We start from the raw sequence: 20,557 nt of genomic DNA on the forward strand, positions 1-20,557 counted from the left end.
TTCGCGGGCCATTTTCTGACCCATTCTCGACGTAATGCGGGAATTGGGCGGGACGGGCCAGTTTTTCCTTTTGAAAAATACGCGAGGCGCAGCTATGCCTCTGCCACCGCACAACACGACACGTTCGCTTAGAGAACCCTATTGCCTGAAACTGCACTCAAACAGCCGCCGAGGGCCGCCGACCTTCAAAACGTCCCACGGCCGATTGCGGCCATGGCGCGAACCTATGAGCAGAGTGTCGATTTCGGCTGGCATAGCCATCGCCGCGGACAGTTATTGCAGATCATCAATGGCTTCATGACGGCGCGTACCGCCGATACGTCGTTCATCATTCCCAGCGGCTACGGTTTGCTGATCACGCCTGAAATACCCCATGCCGTACACTCTCATGGTCGTGTTTCCATGCAGTCGATCTACATCGAACCTGAGCCGGGCGTGGAAATGCCCTGGGAACCGGTGCGGGTCATTGCCACCTCGCCTCTTCTCTCTGCCACGATCAAAGCGTTCCTAGACCAACCGACGCTCTATGATGAGAGCGGTCGCGGAGGACACCTCGCCGCGCTGATCCTTGAAGAAATCGCATATGCACCGGAGGGGCCTTTTGCCCTGCCCATGCCCAGCGACAAGCGGCTGCAAAAGCTTTGCCGCGATTTGACGGAAAAGCCCTCTATCGATCTCGACATCGATCGCTGGGCGGACAATCTCGGCATGAGCCGCCGGACCATGACCCGCAAGTTCAGAACGCAGACAGGCATGAGTTTTGCGGAGTGGCGACGCCGTCTGCGAATGGCGCATGTCATGCGCCGTCAGGCCGAAGGAGCAAGGCTGGAAGAAGCGGCGGCTGATGTCGGTTATCGCAGCTTGTCCTCGCTTCGCAAGGCAATGCGCGAGGTCGCGGTGTGACGATCATCCAGAGCGCAAAGACAGCAGGTCAGGTTGCCGCAGAGGCGCTCGGCGTGAGCGTGGTCTATAACCAGGCGCATGCGTTGAAAGATGTGTCCGCGACCATGTTTGCGGGACGCATCACCTGCATATGCGGTGCGAACGGCTCCGGCAAAAGCACCTTGCTGAAATGCCTCGCAGGGTTGGAGAGGCCCACGACAGGCGAGGTTCGACTTGCAGGGCAAGCGCTGGAGACAATTGCGCGGCGTAGCATTGCACGGCAAGTGGCCGTCATGAGCCAGACACCGGACATTCCGCTAGGTTTGACGGTCGAGGAACTTGTCGAGCAGGGCCGGTACCCACATCGCCCGTGGCTTGGCCGTCTTTCTGCGCAAGACCGTGAGATCATGGACAGCGCAATTTCTCGCGTCGATCTCCAAAATCTTCGCGCCCGTCAGATCTCCACACTGTCCGGTGGTGAAAGACAGCGAGCCTGGCTGGCCATGGCGCTCGCGCAAGAACCGGGCACCTTGTTTCTTGATGAACCGACAAGCTTTCTAGACATCAGACATCAAGCCGAGTTGCTCACGCTGTTGCGTGAACTGAATTCGAAGGAGGGTCTAACGATCATTGCCGTCCTTCATGATCTCAATCAGGTTATGGATATTTCCGATGAGGTCATCTTGATGCGAAAGGGCGAGGTTCTGGCTTCCGGCTCGGCAAAGGACGTTCTTCGGCCCCATCTGTTGCAACAAGCATTCGAGTGCCGGGTCAACGTGGTTCCGCATCCCGACGGGACGGGCCGCAACTACTGCATGGTCGACTGGACTGGTTCTCATCTTGGTCTTCCGGGCTCGGCATGACGATAGTCCGTCGGCTCCCTGCTAAACGCGGCCCTGTTTCGTCACTCTTTTGGCCTTCGGGCCTGCTCATCCTCGTGTTGCTGTCAGCTTTAGAATTGAGGATGGGGAGTAAGCTGGTCGGCTGGCGCGACATCGTCCTCTTTCCCACCAGTCCACAGACCCTAGCGCAAGCGATCCTCGAAACCACCCGGGCGCCTCGTCTGGTAGCTGCTGTGTTGACGGGCGCAGCACTCGCCGCTGCGGGATCGGTTCTCCAAACCGTGCTCAGAAATCCATTGGCGGCGCCGGACATTCTATCGGTGACCAGTGGTGCGCAGTTGTTTCTCGTCATATCGACACTGCTACTTCCAATGACCGTGCCCCCCATCATTGCAACAAGCGTAGGCGCGATCGTCGGTGTCGTAGCCTGCCTGGTTCTGGCCGGTGGATTTCGTGCTCAAGCCGGCAGATTGGCGCTCGCAGGTGTGGCCGTTTCCCTCTGCTTTGGAGCTATCTCTTCAGCAATCGTGCTCCTCGCCGACGAGCGAGCATCCGGTCTGTTGCTCTGGTCTTCCGGTCTTCTGGATCAGACGGGATGGAGCAAAGTGATGATCGCAACGCCGATCATGACGATCTGCTTTCTGCTGCTTCTATCGATGTCGCGCTCCTTCGACTTGCTTGGTCTCGGTGAGCAAACCTCTGCCAGCCTCGGCGTGACGCGGACGGTCACCCTGTTGGGCATCTTCTGTAGCGTGCTGCTTTCCGGTTCAGCTGTTATGCTTGCAGGGCCGATCGGCTTCATCGGACTTGCAGTACCGAACATCTTGCGAGCCCTCGGGTTTACACGGCATCATCGGCACCTGCCGCTGGCAATATTGTGGGGCGCCAACACGCTGCTGCTTGCAGATGTTGTCACGCAGTTTTTCGCCAGCAGCGGTGCAATCATTCCAACAGGCGTTACCGTCGCATGCCTTGGCGCACCTATTATGCTGCTCCTCATTCTGAGGGCGAAGACCGGAGGCGAACGCCGTATCGGCTTGCCAATGGGTTCTACGCGTTTGCCTCTGCCTCTCGTCATCATCGCTCTGGTCACAGTCGGTGTGATCGCGGCAGTCGGGGCACTCGCGTTCGGCAATGAGGTCTCCTCGTCGTTGGCCGAACTTGTCGCCAACCTCGATTATCGGGCGCCTCGCCTTATGGTCGCTCTCGGATGCGGCGCTTTGTTGGCTGCCGCGGGCACCGTCCTTCAGGCCATCACCCGCAATCCTCTCTGTGGCCCCGAGACCCTGGGCATGGCGCAGGGTGCTGCGCTGTTTAGCCTTATCGCCCTCTTGTCCGGGTTGGCTCCGGCTACACCCTCTTTTCAGGTTCTGGCGCTGACAGGCTCCTTTAGCGTCGTTCTCCTCCTCCGTTTTCTCGGGCTCAAGACATCGCCTGAAAAATTGGTTTTGCTCGGCGTTGCCATTGCGGCAAACCTGGGTGCAGCGTCCACAATCATCGTTGTAGAAGCGCGGCTACAGACGGCCCAGGCTCTCTCCTGGCTCGTCGGCTCCACGCATGGTCGCGGCTATGCCGACGCGTTCGCTCTGTTGCCGTGGCTAACGGTGCTGTTGGCGACAGGCATCGTTTACGCTCGCCATCTGGACACCTTCTCGCTCGGGGATGAAAAGGCTCGCTCACTCGGTCTCATGACGGGACGCGCCAGGACCTTTGCCATGGCCTATGCAGCTGTCGCGGTGGGAATTGCTGTCTCAACCACCGGGGCCATCAGCTTCGTCGGGCTGCTAGCGCCCCACGCAGCACGGCTGTTGATAGGACCGCGCCACTCGCAAAGCCTCCCAGTCGCGATGACAATCGGTGCATTGATACTGGCTTTTGCCGACACCATCGGGCGCAGCGTCATTGCTCCACTAGAACTTCCGGCGGGCATCATCACCGCCGTCATTGGGGCACCCGCCTTCATAGTCCTGCTGAGGATGGCCTCACGTCCACCCACCCGAAACGCTGTACTTTAAAACCATCTTGGGACGCGGGAATTACAGAGCCAAGCCACTCGCCCTGTCAAACACATGGACCCGCTCGTGATTGATGTTGGCGGCGAACAGCGAATTCGTTCGCACCAGTTGTTCGCCATCAACCACCGCCGTCACGTGATGTCCGGCAAGATCAAAAACCACATGGGTCTGCGCACCGGTCGGCTCCACCAACAAAGTGTTTCCTGAAACCGTCACATCGCCTTCGCCGCCCATGGCGAAATGCTCGGGACGCAGTCCAATCGTCACCGATTGCCCGCGCTTGACCTTGCGATCGGTCGCAATGCGAATGGCTGTGCCGTCATCCAGTCGCGCGGCGGGCGCGCCCTCCTCGCCGTCGACTATGCACTCGATCAGATTCATCGCAGGTGAGCCGATGAAGGCAGCGACAAACAGATTGGCGGGCTTCTTGTAAAGCTCGAGCGGCGTCCCCTCCTGCTCGATGCGCCCTTGGTTAAGAACAACGACGCGGTCCGCCAAGGTCATGGCTTCGATCTGATCATGCGTGACATAAATCGATGTCGTGCCGACCTTTTGATGCAGCGTCTTGATTTCGCTGCGCATCTGCACGCGCAATTTCGCGTCAAGATTGGAAAGCGGCTCGTCGAAAAGAAAGACTGCGGGATTGCGCACGACAGCGCGCCCCATTGCCACGCGCTGGCGCTGGCCACCGGAAAGCTGCGACGGTTTGCGATCCAGCAGATTGGCAAGGTCAAGCATGCGGGCGGCTTCTGTAACGCGCTCTTCGATGACTGCCTTGGGCTGGCCCGCGATCTTCAGGTTGAAGCCCATATTCTCGGCCACCGTCATATGCGGATAAAGCGCATAGGACTGAAATACCATGGCGATGTTGCGTTCGCGCGGCGTCATCTCATTGACGATGTTGCCGCCGATCAGGATGTCGCCTTCGGTGATTTCCTCGAGCCCCGCAATCATGCGCAGCAGCGTGGACTTTCCGCAGCCCGAAGGTCCGACGAGCGCTATGAATTCGCCGTCGGCTATCTCTAGTGAGATGCCATGAATGACGCCAAGCGAGCCGTATGATTTGCGAATATCTTTCAGTTCCACAGATGCCATTGTCTTCTCCTCCTCAGGACTTGACGGCGCCGGCCGTCAGACCCGCGATAATGTGTTTTTGCGCTAAGAAGAACACGATGATGGTCGGCAGGATCGTCATGGTGATGAAGGCCAGGACCAGCTGCCATTCCGTGCCGAACTCGCCGCGATAGACCATGATGCCGAGCGGCCAGGGGTATTTGGATTCCGAGTTGAGCATTATGAGCGGCAGGATGTAGCTGTTCCAGCTGCCGACAAAGGAGACGATGCCGACGGTCGCGATAATGGGCCGCGAAAGCGGCATTGAGATATGCCAGAAGAATTTCAGGTAGCCGCAGCCATCGACAAACGCTGCCTGGAAGAGTTCATCGGGCAGATTTCTGAAATAGTTGCGGAAAAGCAGGATGCTCATCCCCAGACCAAATGCCACCTGCGGCAGCACGACGCCCCAATAGGTGTCCAGCAGCCCGAGATCGCGAATGCGGATGAAGAGCGGCAGAATGGCTGTGGCGGCAGGGAACATCAGTCCTAACAGGAAGTAATTGAGCAGAAAGTTGGAGCCAAAAAATTTCACATGCGCGAAGGTGAAGGCTGCCATCGCTGAGACGACGAGCGTCAGGAACACCGTCAGAACTGCAATGAAGAGCGAGTTGAAAATCTGCAGCCAGTAGCGCTTTCCAAGCAGAATATCGCCATAGTTCGCCCACTGCCACTCAGCTGGCAAACCGAAGGGATTGACGCGCAGATCACCGAGCGTCTTGAAGCCGCCAAGCGCGGTCGTGAGCAGCGGGATCAGGACGATGGCGGCAATGAGGGTTAGCGACACATAGAGGTAGATCCTCGTCTGCACGCTGACGCGGACGGATGTGGATGTATCAGTCATGGCGCATGAAGATCCTTTTGTAACCGAAGGCAAGCGTGACGCAGATGATGAACAGCACCACACCGACAGCACTTCCAAGCCCAACCTGCATGCGCATGACACCGTATGTGTAAAGGAACGTCACCATGGTCTGGGTGGAGTTGGAAGGACCACCGCCCGTTAGCGGCATGATCATGTCAAAGAGCTGCAACGAGCCGATCACCGCAAAGAAGATCGATAACCGTACCGTCGAGCCGAGCATTGGCAGCGTCACGTAGCGAAACTTCTGCCAGCCGGTGGCCCCGTCGATTTCGGCGGCCTCCAGAACGTTCTTGTCCACCGATTGCAGACCGGCAATGAACAGCATCATGTGGAAGCCGAAGTACTTCCAGACGATCACGGCAAGGACGGCGTAGATCGCGACGTCCTTATCCGCCAGCACATAGGGGTTGGCGAAGCCGAAGAAATTCGAGATGGCGGCAAAAAGCCCGTAGTCGCCATCATAGACAAAGCGCCAGATAAGACCGGCGGCGACATCTGCCAGAACATAAGGCAGGAAGAAGACGAGGCGAAATGCCACGACGCCTGGAATGCGATGGGCCAACATCGTCGCGAGCCAGATTGCCAGCGGGATCTGTATGCAGATCGAAATCACGATGATCAGCGCATTGTTGATCAGCGCTTGCGAAAAGGCAGCATTGCCGAAGAGAACCTGAAAATTCTTCAGCCCAATGAACTCGCTCGGCGTGCCGTAGCCATTCCAACGATACAGGCTGTACCAGGCTGCCTCTCCCATCGGCAGGATAACGAAGAGGGTGAACAACAACAGCGCCGGTGGCAGGAATATCAACAAGGTCAACGCGCGGTCATGCGCAACAGAACTCTGTTTCCGTTTCGACTTGACCACCGGGCTTGCCAGCGCCGGCGCAGCGTTCATGGAAATATTGGTCATCTTATCCGCTTTCGTATTCACGCGGTGGCGATAGGCGCCGTGCATAGCGACGCCTATCGTTCAGGCGGGTTCAGCGAAGCTCGAAAGCATCCTGGATCTGCTGTGCGCCCTCTTCGGCCGTCATCTGACCGGAGACGATTTCGACGGAGATGTCGTTAACGACGCGGCCGACGGCTGCACCGAGCGTCTGGTCGAAGAAGTTCTGATGCCAGGTCGAAGCGGCCAACTGCTTGGCGGAATCGGCCATCAGCGGATCCTTGACTGCTTCACTCGCACCGACCGCAACGGGCAAGATCATACCGGCTGCGGCGAGCTTCTTCTCATTATCGGCATTGGTGAGGAAGGTAGCGAAATCGATGGCCTCCTTCGACGCGTTCTTGGTAACCGCCCAGCCGTTCAGTCCACCGAGCGTATCGGTGGCTTTGCCCGCACCGCCCTCGACCATCGGAAACGCGAAGCGACCGAGATTGTCGGAGGAAAGGCCCTTGCCGTCACCAGCATTCTTGCGCTGGTTGGCTTCCGTATTATCAAATCCAAGGATCATCGCTGCCTTGCCATCGCCAAAGACGCCGAGCGCCTGCGGCCAGGTGGCGCCGAGATAGCCTGGCTGGAACGGTTCGAGTTTACCGAATTCGGCAAGCTGCTCGCCGGCCTTGATGATCGACGGGTCCATGAAACCTTCGCCCTCACCCTTGCTCGCAGCATCGAAAACCGCCTGGCCTCCATTGCGCATGACGAGATAGCTCCAGTAGAAATGGATCGGCCACTTCTCCCCGCCACCACCGGCAATCGGCACAATCCCGGCATCCTTGATCTTCTTTACCGCAGCACCCAGATCATCCCATGTCTTAATGTCTTCCGCTTTGACGCCAGCCTTGGAAAACAGCTGCTTGTTGTAGAAGAAGCTGACGAGGCTAACGCGATACGGCACGGCCCAGACTTTCCCATCGAAAGACAGGCCGTCGATCGCCGCCGGGTTATAGGCGTTTCGGATCTTGCCGCCGTCGGCATCGAAGACCTCTGTCAGGTCCTTCAGAGCGCCTGTCTTCGATTGCTCTTCCAGCACGCCGCCGCCCCAGCTGTAGAAGAAGTCGGGAACGTCATTCGACTGCAGAAGGGTGGGTAGCTTGGCCTTGAAGGCCTCGTTTTCCAGGAATTGCAGCTGGATATCGACATCTGGATGTTGCGTCTCGTAATCCTTGGCAATCTCCTCCCAGACAGCCACGGATTTTGGATCGAGTTCGACATGCATCCACTTGACGACAGTCGCGGCAGAAACGCTTGCTGCGCCGAGCATGAAGGTAATGGCTGTGGTGGAGGCAAGCGTGATCAGCTTGCCGCCCAGGCTTGCGCCCGCGTGCATATACGTCATGATGATGATCCTCCCGGGGACTTCCTCACATTTATTCCCCAATCCGAATTAATTCATATAAGAATCTGCTAACTGTCAAGGCAGGGATACTATTTTTCCGCGCAACGCTTGACAGATCGACGCTTCTTCGCGCTATTTAATCCGCATTCCGATATTAATCGGGCTGCTTTTTTGCTTCGCTTAAGTACACGACGACTGGACTCATGAAGACTGCCGACCCCGAACTTATGCGAGCAATCAATCGCTTGAACGTCCTTGATACGGTTCGTCGTCACGGTCCGATTTCGCGCGTGGAGATCAGTGAGCGGACGCAGCTTTCGACGACGACGGTCTCGGCAATAACGGCATCGTTACTGGATGATGGCCTCATTCTGTCGCGCCATCTGGGCGACATACGAACAGAAGGCGCTCGCGGGCGTCCCCGCGTGATGCTGGAACTCAATCCGGATGCTGCCAGAGTGGTTGGAGCCAAAATAGCCGCCAATCGTATGGTCTTCGTCGTCACCGATTTCTGCGGCAACGTCCTGTCGTCGCTTTCGCTGCCAATTCGGATCGATCGCCAGCCGATCGGCGTCATTGCTGACCTGATCGAGGACGGTGTTCGTCGATGCGTTGTCGATGCAGGGCTTTCGCTCGAAGATGTCGATCGCGTCTGCCTCGGTTTACCTGGCGTGATCGAGCATCGCACCGGCAGAATCCGCTTCAGTCCGGTGCTACGTGAAGTCAACATCGATTTTGCCGCTGAAATGACAACGCGCTTCGGAACGCCGACGATCATCGAAAGCGATGCGCATGCCGTGACGCTAGGCCACCACTGGTTTGGCAAGGCGCGTGATCTTGAAGATATGGTGCTGATCTCGCTGGAGCAGACGCTTGGGCTTGGCGTGCTGCACCGAAACGATCTCTTCCGCGGCGCAGGCGGCCTTAGCCACAATCTCGGCGATCTCGTTCTTGTCGCAAGCCCGGAGGGCACCGTTCGGTTGGCGAGCCAGGCCGGCGAAAATGCGATCCTTGCGTCGCGGCCCGCTGACGGACGTTTCGCCGAAGCAATTCGGCTTGGGCGGGGCATTCAACATGCCCAAGCGCTGGTGCTGGCGCAGGACAATGATCTGATCGCCGCCGCCCAACGGGCAGGTGCCGCCATAGGTCTGACGCTCGCCAACATCGTGACCCTTTTTGCTCCACCGCGCGTCATCTTTGTCGGCTCCAGCCTCGATCTCGGCGCTCCGTTCATTGATAGCATCAGGAGCGCCTACGAGATTTCCGTGCCGCCATCCCTACAAGGCGTGGCGGAACTGGTCTTCGACAATTCGAGCGATGAGCTCTGGGCACAGGGTGCTGCGGCTGTCGCGCTCTACGAACTTTACGAATCGCCTTGGAACACCACAGGCCCAGCTCTCTGAAGAGTGAGCGGGCGCAAGCATGATGGGAGAGAATAATATGCAAAAGGTCGGCATCGGCATCATCGGATGCGGCAATATCTCGGGCGCCTACTTGAAGGCGATGGCATCGTTCCCAATCCTCGATATCAAGGGTGTCGCGGATATGGACGCGGGGATGGCCAAAGCAAAGGCCGAGGAATTCAACGTCGCGGCGCGAAGCGTCGAGGAACTGCTGGCGGATCCGGAGATCGAGATCATCGTCAATCTGACGATCCCCAAGGCACACGTCGAAGTTGGCTTGCGAGCACTGGATGCCGGCAAACACACCTATTCCGAAAAGCCCTTGGGCATCAACTTCGCCGAGGGCAAAAAGCTCGCGGAAGCGGCGAAAGCGAAAAATCTGCGCATCGGGGCGGCACCGGACACGTTTCTGGGCGGCGGTCATCAGACTGCGCGAACGCTGATTGATCAAGGCGTTCTCGGTACCCCGGTCGGCGGAACGGCGACCTTCATGTGCCCGGGACATGAACGCTGGCACCCTAACCCTGCCTTCTATTACGAAGTCGGCGGCGGACCGATGCTGGACATGGGACCCTATTATATCACTGACCTCGTCAACCTGTTCGGCCCGGTCGCCAAGGTGGCAGGCTTTGCCTTCTCACCGCGCGCAGAGCGGCTGATTACCAGCGAGCCCCGTAACGGCGAGAAAATCCCTGTTCACGTGGCAACTCACGTTGCGGGCGCACTGGCATTCCAAAACGGCGCCATCGTTCAGGTCGGCATGAGCTTCGACGTGGCGGGACACAAGCATGTCCCGCTCGAACTATACGGCACGGAAGGAACCCTTCTGGTGCCCGATCCAAACCACTTCGGTGGTGAGGTTCAGCTTCTAAAGAAAGGCGGCGAATTCGAGGCCCAGGATCTGTCGTCGCCCTATGCGGACGGGAACTACCGATCGATTGGCGTTGCCGACATGGCTCATGCCATCCGCTCCAACCGACAGCACAGGGCCAATGGCGATCTGGCACTCCATGTCCTTGAAGTCATGGAGGCGTTCCAGACCGCATCCGACACTGGCACAACCGTTTCCATCACCACCGTCGTCGACCGCCCGGCCTCGCTGGTCGAGTCGCTTGTCGACGGTCGGATTGGTCAATAATTCTGAGGAGGAATAAAATGCGTGAAGCACTGATAGTCTGGGGTGGCTGGAGTGGCCATGAGCCCGAGGAATGCTCGGTCATCATCAAGGATCTTCTCGAAGAGGAAGGCTTCAAAGTCTATGTCGAGCATAGCACCGAGGCTTTTGCTGACCCCTCGGTTCATGATCTGAGCCTCGTCGTTCCGATCGTCACCATGTCCAAGATCGAAAAGGAAGAGATCAAGAATCTCGCCACCGCCGTTGAGAACGGTGTCGGTATCGCCGGGTACCACGGCGGCGCCGGCGACAGCTTCCGCGAATGTGTCGAGTATCAGTTTATGATCGGCGGGCAATGGGTTGCCCACCCCGGAAACATCATCGACTACACCGTCAACATCACCAAGCCGGAAGATCCGATCATGGCCGGCATCACCGATTTCCCCTACACGTCCGAGCAGTACTATATGCACGTCGACCCTTCTAACGAGGTCCTCGCGACGACGACCTTTACCGGCGACCACGCCTGGTGGATTGACGGTGTCGTCATGCCAGTCGCCTGGAAGCGCAACTACGGGAAAGGCCGCGTCTTCTACTCATCGCTTGGTCACCAGGCAAAGGAGTTTGCCGTCCCGCAAATGCGGGAGATTTTCAGGCGCGGCGCAAACTGGGCTGCTCGCTGAGGGCTTAGATCCCTAAGCTTGTGCAAAGCCGCGTATTTCCATGCTTACTTGGCTTTGCACAATGGTTCGATACGGAAACTACAGTTAGTTGATAGCGACCGGCTCAGCGGCGTCTTTAGCTGTGAGCGTCTCAACCAAATGGTCTGCCAGTCGCATACTGAGCGCGACCGCCGGCATCGTCGGGTTTGCGTGCCCGCCCGTGGGGAAGACACAACTCCCCGCAATGAATAGATTGCTGACGCCGTGGACCTTGCAGTCACGATCGACCACCCCCTCGTCGGGCGAAGCGCTCATCCGGGTCAAACCAATTTGGTGAAAGCCGTCATAGGCTTGATCACGGAGTGCTTGCAGGCGCTCGGATGCCGGATGCAGGTAATCAAGCTTACCCATACCTCTTTCTTTCAGCCATCGATCAAGAACCGCATGCGATCTCTCTATCGATAGGAGGTCCTCATCGCGCACCCGATAATCGATCGCAACCGTTGCCACGTGTTCCTCGTCTCTTGATGGCGACGGCATGACCGTGCTGGACATATCGGGAGCCTGTTCGGCATGGTAGCGCAGCAGATAGCGCCGGGCGGGGTTAACGATCGGCACTCTCCGACTGCGTCGCCGCAGCAATTGGCCGATGGTGAGGCGGATATCCTTCAAGACCGACACAGAGGGGACGAGATTACGAAGATGATCCCGGTACCGACTACCTCTTAGGAGCCGCGAGCCGGCAGCTTTACCATTGGCAAAGAAACGGTAGAGACCTGTCAGTTGAAGGACGAGAAACACCGCGGACAGTCCAGCCGAATGATGGAGAGCATTCGAGATAGAAATCGTGTCGAGCCAGAAAACGCAATTGAGTAAGCCGAGGCGCTGTTGCGCATCACATGAAAGCTGGAAACGGCGCCGAAAGATCGCTCCCGCTTTTGTCGTTTGAAATGACAGAGCATCTACGCCAACGTCGGTTTCAAGTTCTACGATGGCAATGTAACCCGTCAAATGCCCTTGGTAATAGTGCCCAAGTGCCGGGGAAAGAACGCCGAGGTGCGCTTTGTGCAATCGGTGGAGCAATCGCGCGTTCCCGATGCCACCAGCTGCGAGCACCACGTTTCGAGCAGGAATTTCCACGCTCCCCGCTTTGCCCTTAAGGTGTAGATGTGTCACGGTACGGTCAGAATTCAGTTCGATGGAGCTTAGAGCCGTGTCTGGGAGAAAATGGATCAGTTCGGATTGCTCGATGCGGTTGCGGTACTCCAAGCCAAGGTTGGGCTTAGAACTCCACCACTCAATCGCGTTGCGGTGAACGTCACCGGAAGAGCAGTCTATCTGCCCCTCACCTAAATCGGTGTCGGCGGCATTCAAAAACTTCAGCGCGTCCTCGTAGTAGCGGCTTACCTCCTTATGGGAGATTGGCCATCCGGAGTTTGGAACGTGTGGGCGCCGAAGAAAGTCGATGTCGTCAAAGGCGACGCATCGCCCTCCCCACAGCGATGATGTGCCGCCCAGTCCACTCGCCGTTGCAGACATCAATGGAGCATGATGTTGATTTGCGATGCTGACGTGGCGTCCTGCATCGCCGTTCTCACCCGCTTCAACCAGGAGAACGCAGACACCCTGCTCCTCCAACCTACACGCAAGAGCAAGGCCAACCGGACCGGCCCCGACGACGCAAACCTGGAACGGTATCGATGTCGCGTTGAGCGTGTCGTGAATCATGGCTTCTCACTTCTCTATACCATGAACACTAAAGGGTGATCCTCTCGTCGTTACAACGACCAGATCTTGCCCTTCACTTCATTCGCGACAATCGCCTAAAAACAGATGATCATTTCGTCGCCTGATGCTGACCGAGCTGGTAAGAGAAAGCCAAAATCGTGCTCAATTTAGAAACTTTCCCAATCCGATCGAGTCCGCCATCTATAAGAAAGAGATGGTGAAAAAATGGACCTTCGGGCTGCACTACAAAGGAGTACGAAGGCGCAGGATCGGCAGGGAAGCATCTGATAGAGGAGAGAAATTTGACAAAGATGATGAGATTTTTGGTTTGTCTGGTGTTCACTATGGTCTTGGTCCCAACGGCTTGGGCGCAATCCGCAGACCAGGATCAAGCTGCCGCAGTTGCGAAAATGAATGCTTATGTCGGCTTCATGAACCGCGCGATCCGCGCGTCGGATTCGCTTTCTCGTTACGAGAGCTGGGTGAACATGAAAAAAGGTCCGACGGGGAAAGAGCGTATCATTTATGGCCTCTACGAGCCTTATGACGTTCGCACCGAAATCGCGGCAGCGGAAGAGGCAACAACCGCTGAGCCGAAAATGCCTGAACTCGATGCAGCGATGATCCGTTTCATTGCCGCCTATAAGCAGCTTGCGCCAGTTCTTGGGAAAGCAAGCAAGTATTACGATCGTTCGGACTACAAGAGCGACAAGATGCAAGGGGGCAAGGAATACCACTCCGAGATTATCAAGTTCGCGGATGAATTCTCAAAGGCGCGAACAGAGGCCGACACGCTTCTGGCCAAGGAGAAGCGTGAGATCGATCTGCAGGAACTGGCAGCGTTGGAAAAGGCTGAGGGCAAAAAGTCCCGCTGGCATGTGCGTAACATCATGATCAAGGCGCAAGCCGTCATGGAAACCCTCCCGAGCGGTGGTGAGACCAAAGTGGATCTCAATGCCTATGACGCCTCGCTCAAGGATTACGCCGAGGCCGTCAAGGTCTTTGACGACTACGCGACTGAACATCCTGACTCGTTCCACGTCTTTGAATCCAGCCCCGGAAAGCTTCTCAGCAAGCTGCGTGATTTTCAGGAGAAACTTCAGAAGTCCAAGGGCGACGCTCGCAGAGCAGCCGACGATCTGGAGTGGATTTATAACGACTACAACATGATGGTCTCGACGTCGCAGACCGCGACGACGTTTTCCAAGGACTGAGCCGCCTTTGCGTGCAAGACTGGCCCTACAAGGCGGCGTGTCTAACGCCGCCTTGTAAAGGAAGAACTGTCAGAAGACGTCCTCGCGACATGTGTTAGTGGACAATATCTACCCGGTCGCCATTGCTGTCAAAGACGTGGAGCTTGGTGTCGGGTAAGCCGACGCTGATCGAGGCATCAGGCTGCAACAGCGCGCGATCCGACGAGAACAGTTTGAAGGGCAGCCCATGCACCGTAAGGTGCAGAATGATGCCAAGACCAGTTGGTTCGACGAGTTCCACCTTAGCATCAACACCGCCAGTTTCTGGTGCAACGACGACGTGCTCGGGACGGATGCCGAGAGTCATGGTCTCACCATCTTTAAGCGGAATCGTTCGTCCGAGAGGAAGCTGGCTACCGTCGGGCAGCGACATTGCGCTCCCATACGGCTTCTGAACACAGCGGCCTTCGAGGAAATTCATTCCTGGCGAACCGATAAATCCGGCAACGAAGAGATTGGCTGGCCGATCATAAAGATCGAGCGGTGCGCCGATCTGTTGCACATATCCGGCGTTCATGGCGACGATGCGCGAGGCGAGCGTCATGGCTTCGATCTGGTCATGGGTGACGTAGACGGAGGTTGCGCGCAAATCTGCATGCATGCGCTTGATTTCCGCGCGCATCTGCTCGCGCAGACGTGCGTCGAGGTTCGACAAGGGCTCGTCGAAAAGGAAGGCTTTGGGCTGACGTACGATGGCACGACCCATCGCGACACGCTGGCGCTGGCCGCCTGATAGAGCCTTCGGACGCCTTGCAAGATAGGGATCGAGACCAAGCTTGCTCGATGCCGACGAAACCGCCGCTGCAATCGCCTCCTTGGGGCTGCGGCGAAGTCGAAGGCTATAGCTCATATTGTCGGCCACGCTCATATGCGGGTAGAGCGCATAGGATTGAAACACCATGGCGATGTCACGATCCTTAGGTTTCAGATTGTTGACAAGGTGCCCGTCGATGGAAAGCGTACCGGATGTAATTTCCTCCAGCCCCGCAATCATGCGCAGTAGTGTGGATTTGCCACAGCCGGACGGGCCAACGAGAACGACAAATTCGCCATCGGCAATGGAGAGATCGACGCCATGCAGGACAGGATGATCGCCGTAGGACTTGGCGACGCGGTTCAGCTCGATGGAAGCCATAGATTTATCCTTTCACTGCACCGGCCGTCAGGCCCTGCACGAGATATCTTTGGATCAGCAGGAAGAAGAGGCACGCGGGAATGAGCGCCAGGACGCCGGCTGCCATCATCTGTCCGAAATCAACCGAGAATTTCGACACGAATGTCAGCAGACCGACCGGGAAGGTCGCGCTCTGATTTCCGGAAATCAGCATTAATGCGAAGAGCAACTCGCTCCAGGCCGCGGTAAATACAAAGCCAAGCGTTGCGGCGATCCCGGGCAAGGTCAGTGGCAGGATGATCTGGCGAAAGGCGGTAAAGCGGCTTGCGCCGTCGATCATGGCGGCTTCTTCCAGATCCTTTGGAATGCCATCGAAGAACGACTGCATGAGGAACGTCGCGAAAGGTACGTTGAACGCGGTGTAGACGATGACGAGGCCGGTCAGGCTGTTGGTCAGCCCCAAGGGCGATAGGATCTTGAAGATCGGTGCCACCAGCATGACCAACGGAAACATCTGGGTGATCAGCATCAGGGCGATGATCCAGTACTTCCCCCGGAAGTGAAAGCGTGAAAGCGCATAACCGGAAAGTGACGATAGCACAGTAACGGCAAAAGCCGTCGATCCCGCCACGATGACGCTGTTCTTGAAGAACGTCGGGAATGCACTGTTTTCGATTACGAAGCGGTAGTGATCGAAGGTCGCGCGCGACGGCCATAGCCGCACGCCTTCGCTGTAGAGCAGGTCGTTCGGCGTCACCGAAACCTTGAGCAGCCAGAACAGAGGAAAGAGCGCAAACGCTATGTAGACGAGAATCGCCAGACGGTGCGCGACTGTCAAAAAAACTCGGCCGGTCACGGATCAATCCTTCTCGATGAGGCGCTGGCGCATGATGACGATCAGCATGGAGTAAGCAAGCAGAAGGACCAGCAGTACCAGCGCGATCGCCGAAGCATAACCAAAGTCCAGCCGCTTGAAGGCTTGAGTGAAAATGTAACTTGCGACGATCTGAGTGCGGTCAGCCGGACCGCCATTCGTCATGACGATGATGAGGTCGGCAAAATTGGCGATCCAGACGGTACGTAGCAGGACGGTGATGGCGATCGTTGGCGCCAGGAACGGCAGGGTGATCGAGGTGAACCGTTGAAGCGGGCTCGCACCGTCAATGGAGGCTGCCTCGTACAGATCACGCGGAATAGCCTGCAAAGCCGCCAGTAGAGTGATGGCGAAGAAAGGGATGCCCCACCACACATTAGCGATGATCGGACCCCACATGGCCAGATGCGGATCCGCCAGAATATTGTTTGGCGCCGAAAGCATGCCGAGCGACGTCATCCAATACGGCAGCGGCCCAATCACCGGGTTGAACAACCACGCCCAATTAAGGCCGGCGAGAAAGGTGGGAACCGCCCAGGGAAGAAACACCAGAGCCTGAGCGATACCGCGCCCGGCAAACGGCTTGTCAAGCAGCAGGGCCAGTACCAGGCCGAAGAAGAATTGCAGGAACACCGAAGCGCCAGTCCACCATAATGTGTTCTTCAATGCTCGATAGAAGGCGGCATCCTGAGACAGTGTCTTGAAATGCTCCAGACCGATGAAGCCGCCGGAAAATGGATTGAGCAATTGAACATCGCGGAATGCGTAGGACAACCCCAGCACCAGTGGCACCATCATCACCGTGACGATGAGAATGAGGACCGGCGCGCTGTAAAGCCAGGGCTCAGCTGAGGTGGCCAGCCTTTGCAACATGGGCTTGTGCGACATCGCAGGTGTGGCGCTTGAAAATGATGGCATCAATTGCTCCTCAGCGTAACGAAGTCCGGCCCGGAAGCCTGCGCGCTGATCTCAACATCACGGCATGTCGTGCGGTCATCTCCAAGGACTAGCGATCACGACATGCGACAAAACAATGGGTTGAAGCGCTAGAGCCCGTGCAGGCTCATACAGCGCTACAAAATTCTTTCGGGCGTCGGGGTGGCGCACCTAAAAAGACACGCCACCGCCTTCCATCACTTGGACTGAAGGAACTTCTGCTGAGCCTTCGTCATGTAATCCGCCCACTGCTTGGCAAGGTCTTCCGGGGTGATATCACCCAGAAGAGCTTCCTGTGAGGTCTTGATCACCAGCGAGTCCTTGAAGAACGCAAACTCCTCAAGGTAGGTCGGCATGGTCGTCGGCACGGCATTCTTGTCTGCCAGCTCCTCGAACCATCCCTTGAACTGTTCGCTCGCGTAGAAGGGATCCTTCTCGGCGGAGGTATGAACGGGAAGAGCACCGGTCTTCTTGTTCCACTCGATATTGCCTTCAGGTCCTTCCAGCGTTTCGATCAGTTTCCAGGAAAGGTCCTTGTCCTTCGAGGACGCCATCATCGACCAGCCGGCAAAACCGATGGTCGGGAAGGTCTTGCCATCCGGGCCCTTCGGCATGGTCATGACACCAAAATCTTCGCTCTTCATGCGCTGAGCAATCGCGATCAGAGCGTCCGGGTCCTGATCAAGGAAGGCACAGGTGCCGGAATAGAAACCGGCGACGATTTCGTTAAAGCCCCAGTTGACGCTGTCCTTCGGCGCGTAACCGTTCTTGTAGAGATCAACGACATAGGTGAGGCCCTTGACCCAGCCGGGGCTGTCGAACGTGGACTTCCCGTCCTTGGTGAAGAACTCGTTGGAGCCCGCCATCGAAGCGCCGAACATCACCCAGCCATTTAAACCGCCCGGACCACCGCGCAAGCAATAGCCATACTTGCCGGGAATGGCCGAAATTTTCTTGGATGCGTCCGCGAACTCTTCCAGTGTCTTTGGTGGCTCCTTCACCCCGGCCTGTTCAAGCAGCTTCTTGTTGTAGAACATGGCGCGCAGATAGAAGCCGTAGGGCAGCATGTAGGCGGTGTTCTTCACATCGCGACCGAGCTCCAGAGCTCGCGGCGTCAGACCGGGTGTATATTCCCACTTCGCGAGATAAGGCTCAAGGCTTTCGAGCATGCCGTTGTTAGCATAGAGCGACAGCCATGTGTCTGGCATTTCCATGACATCCGGCACATCGCCAGCCGACACCATTGTCGCGAACTTCTGAAAGGCTTCGTTCCATGGAAGCGAAATGATTTCAACTTTCGTGCCGGGGTTGGCTGCCTCGAATTTGCCGACGAGGCTTTTCAGCGTCTCGGTACGCTCGGGGCTGGTGATGACTTCCACGAGTTTCAGGGTCGTGTCGGCAAGCGCCGTTCCGGCCATCATCGCGGTAAATAATGCTGCTGCTACCAGTTTTTTCATGTCGTTCTCCCTTTTTGTTGTCGTCACAATGCGTCAGGCTGCGGCGGATGCCGCTCTGATAGCTGGTTCGAGATCATTCCAGAGCGCTTCAGTGCCCTCCAGCCCCACATGCAGGCGCACAGAGCGCGGGCTGATACCGAAGGTATGTGCGGAATTCGGCTGCGCCTTCTGCTCGAGCACCACCTCACCGGGGACGATCAGGCTCTCATGCCCGCCCCAGGACACTCCCAATTTGAAAAGCTGAAGCTTGCCGGCAAAAGCGCGCACATCCACCCCCTCACGGAAGATGAAGGAGAAAAGACCCGACGTGCCGTTCAGCCCGGGCGGAAGACGGTTCGCCAACCCCGGATGGCAAACTGTCTCCACGACGTCGAGCGCCTGTAGACGCGATGCGATCGCCAGTGCCGATTCCTGATGCGCCCTCATGCGGATCGGAAGTGTGCGCAGCCCGCGGATCAACAGCCATGCATCGAAGGGCGACATCTTGCCGCCAAGATAAGGATAGGCCTCAGCCCGTATGCGGTCGATCATGGCCTTGGATCCGGCCACGACACCGGAAACGACGTCGCTGTGACCGCCGAGATATTTCGAGGCGGAATGCACGACGAGATCGACGCCAAGCGCCAAGGGCGTCTGAAAAATCGGGCTGGCCCAGGAATTGTCGATGACGGAAATCGCGCCGTGTCGCTTGGCAATCGCCGCTAAGGCGCCGACATCATGGGCCTCCATAACCCAGCTTGTCGGGCTCTCCATGTAAAAGAGCTTGGCACCTGGCATCGCTTTCTCTACCGCAGCTTCGTCGCGACCGTCGACATACGTTACCTCGACTTGCATGCGCTTCATCAACGTTCCAAACAGACGAAACGCATCTGGATAGACGTGGCGCACCGCGACGATCCGATCGCCGGGCGAAACGAAGGACAGAACAGTGGAGGAAATAGCCGACATGCCACTGGCAAAACCAAGCGCATCTTCGGCGCCTTCAAGCTTTGCGAGCATCTCTTCGAACATGCGAACGGTCGGGTTCAGTCCGCGGGTGTAGACAGGACGGCTCTTTTCACCGCGATACGTCGCAACCATCTCGTCATAGCTTGAGAAGGTAAAGAGCGATGTCTGCACCAGAGGTGGGACCACGGCTTCGAAAGCATGGGTGTCGTCATGGGCGACGATGAGCGACGCAGCATCGAAAAATTCAGAGCCTTGGCTCATTTGGACATGTCCTTGATATCTTCCTCGACGATTTCGAGGATTTTCAATGTTTCCTGCCGCGCTGCAGGGGCGTCCGCGGCAACGATGGCATTGAACAGAGTGCGGTGGAAAGGAAAGGAGCGGGACGCAAAATCAGGCCTGTCGAAGGGCTTTGACCAAAAGCGCTCGAAGCCTTCTCGCATCTGCTCGAGCAATTGCTTGAACAGCGAGTTATGGGTGGCGTCGTAAATGGAAAGGTGGAAGGCAAGATCGGCCTTGCCGGAGGTGCCCTCGGCCAGATGGACGCGCTCCATTTCTTCAAGCCGAAGACGCATCGTTTCGATATCATCTTCGGTGCGACGGCGAGCAGCAGCCATCGACGCCTCAACCTCGATGCCGCGCCGCACTTCCAGCGTCATCAAAAGCGCGTCGCGCAGGCTTTCCGCCTCGATGGAGATGGGCATATGCACAGTCGCGGTGGAGATGGGCTTCAAAAGATAATTCCCGCTCCCCTTGCGGGAATCGATAATCCCAAGAGCCTGGAATTTGCGGATCACTTCGCGGATTGTGGAACGCCCCACACCCAACGCCGACATCAGCTCGCGCTCGGCAGGCAGACGGCTTCCAGGCTTCAGATCAGCCCGCTCGACAAACTCGACAAGCGCGCCTTCGACCTGGCGTACGCGGTCCATGACCGGCAGCGGAGTCATCACGTGCTTTTCAAGTGTCTGATCCATCCGCCCCCGCAATCATCAGCCACGCAATTGGTCTGACATCTTACCGGTTAGGATCATCTTGATTTTGGCGCATGCGTCAAGCCGGCTGGCCC

Annotated in this window: 18 protein-coding genes; 7 read left to right on the forward strand and 11 right to left on the reverse strand. The window is 57.3% G+C overall.

Annotated elements, in window-relative coordinates:
- Positions 1-213 precede the first annotated feature (213 nt).
- Genes WKI41_RS03565 through WKI41_RS03575 form a run of 3 tightly spaced genes read left to right on the forward strand, consistent with a single transcriptional unit; the run spans position 214 to position 3,739 of the window.
- Complete coding sequence (locus WKI41_RS03565) at positions 214-903, forward strand: AraC family transcriptional regulator (protein ID WP_340192117.1); 690 nt, start codon at positions 214-216, stop codon at positions 901-903.
- The gene (locus tag WKI41_RS03570; protein WP_340192118.1) at positions 900-1,745 is read left to right on the forward strand and encodes an ABC transporter ATP-binding protein; all 846 of its coding nucleotides are present in this window, start codon (positions 900-902) and stop codon (positions 1,743-1,745) included. The genes WKI41_RS03565 and WKI41_RS03570 overlap by 4 nt, the downstream gene beginning before the upstream one ends.
- Positions 1,742-3,739 carry an iron ABC transporter permease gene (locus tag WKI41_RS03575; protein WP_340192119.1) on the forward strand — a complete coding sequence of 666 codons (1,998 nt, stop codon included), beginning with the start codon at positions 1,742-1,744 and terminating at the stop codon, positions 3,737-3,739. The genes WKI41_RS03570 and WKI41_RS03575 overlap by 4 nt, the downstream gene beginning before the upstream one ends.
- Positions 3,740-3,760: 21 nt before the next feature.
- Here WKI41_RS03575 and WKI41_RS03580 read toward each other — a convergent pair whose 3' ends face one another.
- From WKI41_RS03580 to WKI41_RS03595, 4 genes are all read right to left on the reverse strand, one after another.
- Positions 3,761-4,834 carry a sn-glycerol-3-phosphate ABC transporter ATP-binding protein UgpC gene (locus WKI41_RS03580; RefSeq protein ID WP_340192120.1) on the reverse strand — a complete coding sequence of 358 codons (1,074 nt, stop codon included), beginning with the start codon at positions 4,832-4,834 and terminating at the stop codon, positions 3,761-3,763.
- A gap of 13 nt (positions 4,835-4,847) precedes the next feature.
- Positions 4,848-5,696, reverse strand: a complete 849-nt coding sequence (locus tag WKI41_RS03585) for a carbohydrate ABC transporter permease (protein WP_340192122.1) — start codon at positions 5,694-5,696, stop codon at positions 4,848-4,850.
- Positions 5,689-6,612: a carbohydrate ABC transporter permease gene (locus tag WKI41_RS03590; protein ID WP_376782195.1), complete on the reverse strand. Its 924-nt coding sequence runs from the start codon at positions 6,610-6,612 to the stop codon at positions 5,689-5,691. The genes WKI41_RS03585 and WKI41_RS03590 overlap by 8 nt, the downstream gene beginning before the upstream one ends.
- 85 nt (positions 6,613-6,697) lie before the next feature.
- Positions 6,698-7,999, reverse strand: coding sequence for an ABC transporter substrate-binding protein (locus WKI41_RS03595; RefSeq protein ID WP_340192123.1), 1,302 nt, complete (start codon positions 7,997-7,999; stop codon positions 6,698-6,700).
- Between the two features lie 203 nt (positions 8,000-8,202).
- On the opposite strand from WKI41_RS03595, the gene WKI41_RS03600 reads away from it, so the two are divergent.
- From WKI41_RS03600 to WKI41_RS03610, 3 genes are read left to right on the forward strand one after another with little or no spacing between them, the layout of a single operon-like run.
- Complete coding sequence (locus tag WKI41_RS03600; RefSeq protein WP_340192124.1) at positions 8,203-9,402, forward strand: ROK family protein; 1,200 nt, start codon at positions 8,203-8,205, stop codon at positions 9,400-9,402.
- Positions 9,403-9,439: 37 nt separating this feature from the next.
- Complete coding sequence (locus tag WKI41_RS03605) at positions 9,440-10,540, forward strand: Gfo/Idh/MocA family protein (RefSeq protein WP_340192125.1); 1,101 nt, start codon at positions 9,440-9,442, stop codon at positions 10,538-10,540.
- A gap of 17 nt (positions 10,541-10,557) precedes the next feature.
- Positions 10,558-11,199: a ThuA domain-containing protein gene (locus WKI41_RS03610; RefSeq protein WP_062442427.1), complete on the forward strand. Its 642-nt coding sequence runs from the start codon at positions 10,558-10,560 to the stop codon at positions 11,197-11,199.
- Positions 11,200-11,283: 84 nt separating this feature from the next.
- Here the strand turns inward: WKI41_RS03610 and WKI41_RS03615 are convergent, their stop codons facing one another.
- Entirely contained in the window at positions 11,284-12,906 is a 1,623-nt protein-coding gene (locus WKI41_RS03615) for an FAD-dependent oxidoreductase (protein ID WP_340192126.1), read from the reverse strand.
- Between the two features lie 344 nt (positions 12,907-13,250).
- On the opposite strand from WKI41_RS03615, the gene WKI41_RS03620 reads away from it, so the two are divergent.
- Positions 13,251-14,120 carry a YiiG family protein gene (locus WKI41_RS03620; protein WP_340192127.1) on the forward strand — a complete coding sequence of 290 codons (870 nt, stop codon included), beginning with the start codon at positions 13,251-13,253 and terminating at the stop codon, positions 14,118-14,120.
- 94 nt (positions 14,121-14,214) lie between these two features.
- On the opposite strand, the gene WKI41_RS03625 is transcribed toward WKI41_RS03620, so the two are convergent.
- The 6 genes from WKI41_RS03625 to WKI41_RS03650 form a co-directional block, all read right to left on the reverse strand.
- A complete protein-coding gene (locus WKI41_RS03625) occupies positions 14,215-15,294 on the reverse strand; it encodes a sn-glycerol-3-phosphate ABC transporter ATP-binding protein UgpC (protein WP_340192128.1) in 1,080 nt (359 codons plus the stop codon).
- A gap of 4 nt (positions 15,295-15,298) precedes the next feature.
- The gene (locus WKI41_RS03630) at positions 15,299-16,129 is read right to left on the reverse strand and encodes a carbohydrate ABC transporter permease (protein ID WP_340192129.1); all 831 of its coding nucleotides are present in this window, start codon (positions 16,127-16,129) and stop codon (positions 15,299-15,301) included.
- Positions 16,130-16,132: 3 nt separating this feature from the next.
- On the reverse strand, positions 16,133-17,035 hold the full coding sequence (locus WKI41_RS03635) for a carbohydrate ABC transporter permease (protein ID WP_425340987.1): 903 nt from the start codon (positions 17,033-17,035) through the stop codon (positions 16,133-16,135).
- 245 nt (positions 17,036-17,280) lie between these two features.
- Positions 17,281-18,540, reverse strand: coding sequence for an ABC transporter substrate-binding protein (locus WKI41_RS03640; RefSeq protein ID WP_340192131.1), 1,260 nt, complete (start codon positions 18,538-18,540; stop codon positions 17,281-17,283).
- A gap of 33 nt (positions 18,541-18,573) precedes the next feature.
- Positions 18,574-19,749 carry a PLP-dependent transferase gene (locus WKI41_RS03645; RefSeq protein WP_340192132.1) on the reverse strand — a complete coding sequence of 392 codons (1,176 nt, stop codon included), beginning with the start codon at positions 19,747-19,749 and terminating at the stop codon, positions 18,574-18,576.
- Positions 19,746-20,438 (reverse strand): FadR/GntR family transcriptional regulator, encoded by a 693-nt coding sequence (locus tag WKI41_RS03650; RefSeq protein WP_340192312.1) that lies wholly within the window; start codon positions 20,436-20,438, stop codon positions 19,746-19,748. The genes WKI41_RS03645 and WKI41_RS03650 overlap by 4 nt, the downstream gene beginning before the upstream one ends.
- Positions 20,439-20,557: the final 119 nt, after the last annotated feature.

The sequence above is a fragment of the Agrobacterium larrymoorei genome (assembly GCF_037722385.1).
In the GTDB taxonomy this organism is placed as follows: domain Bacteria; phylum Pseudomonadota; class Alphaproteobacteria; order Rhizobiales; family Rhizobiaceae; genus Agrobacterium; species Agrobacterium larrymoorei_C.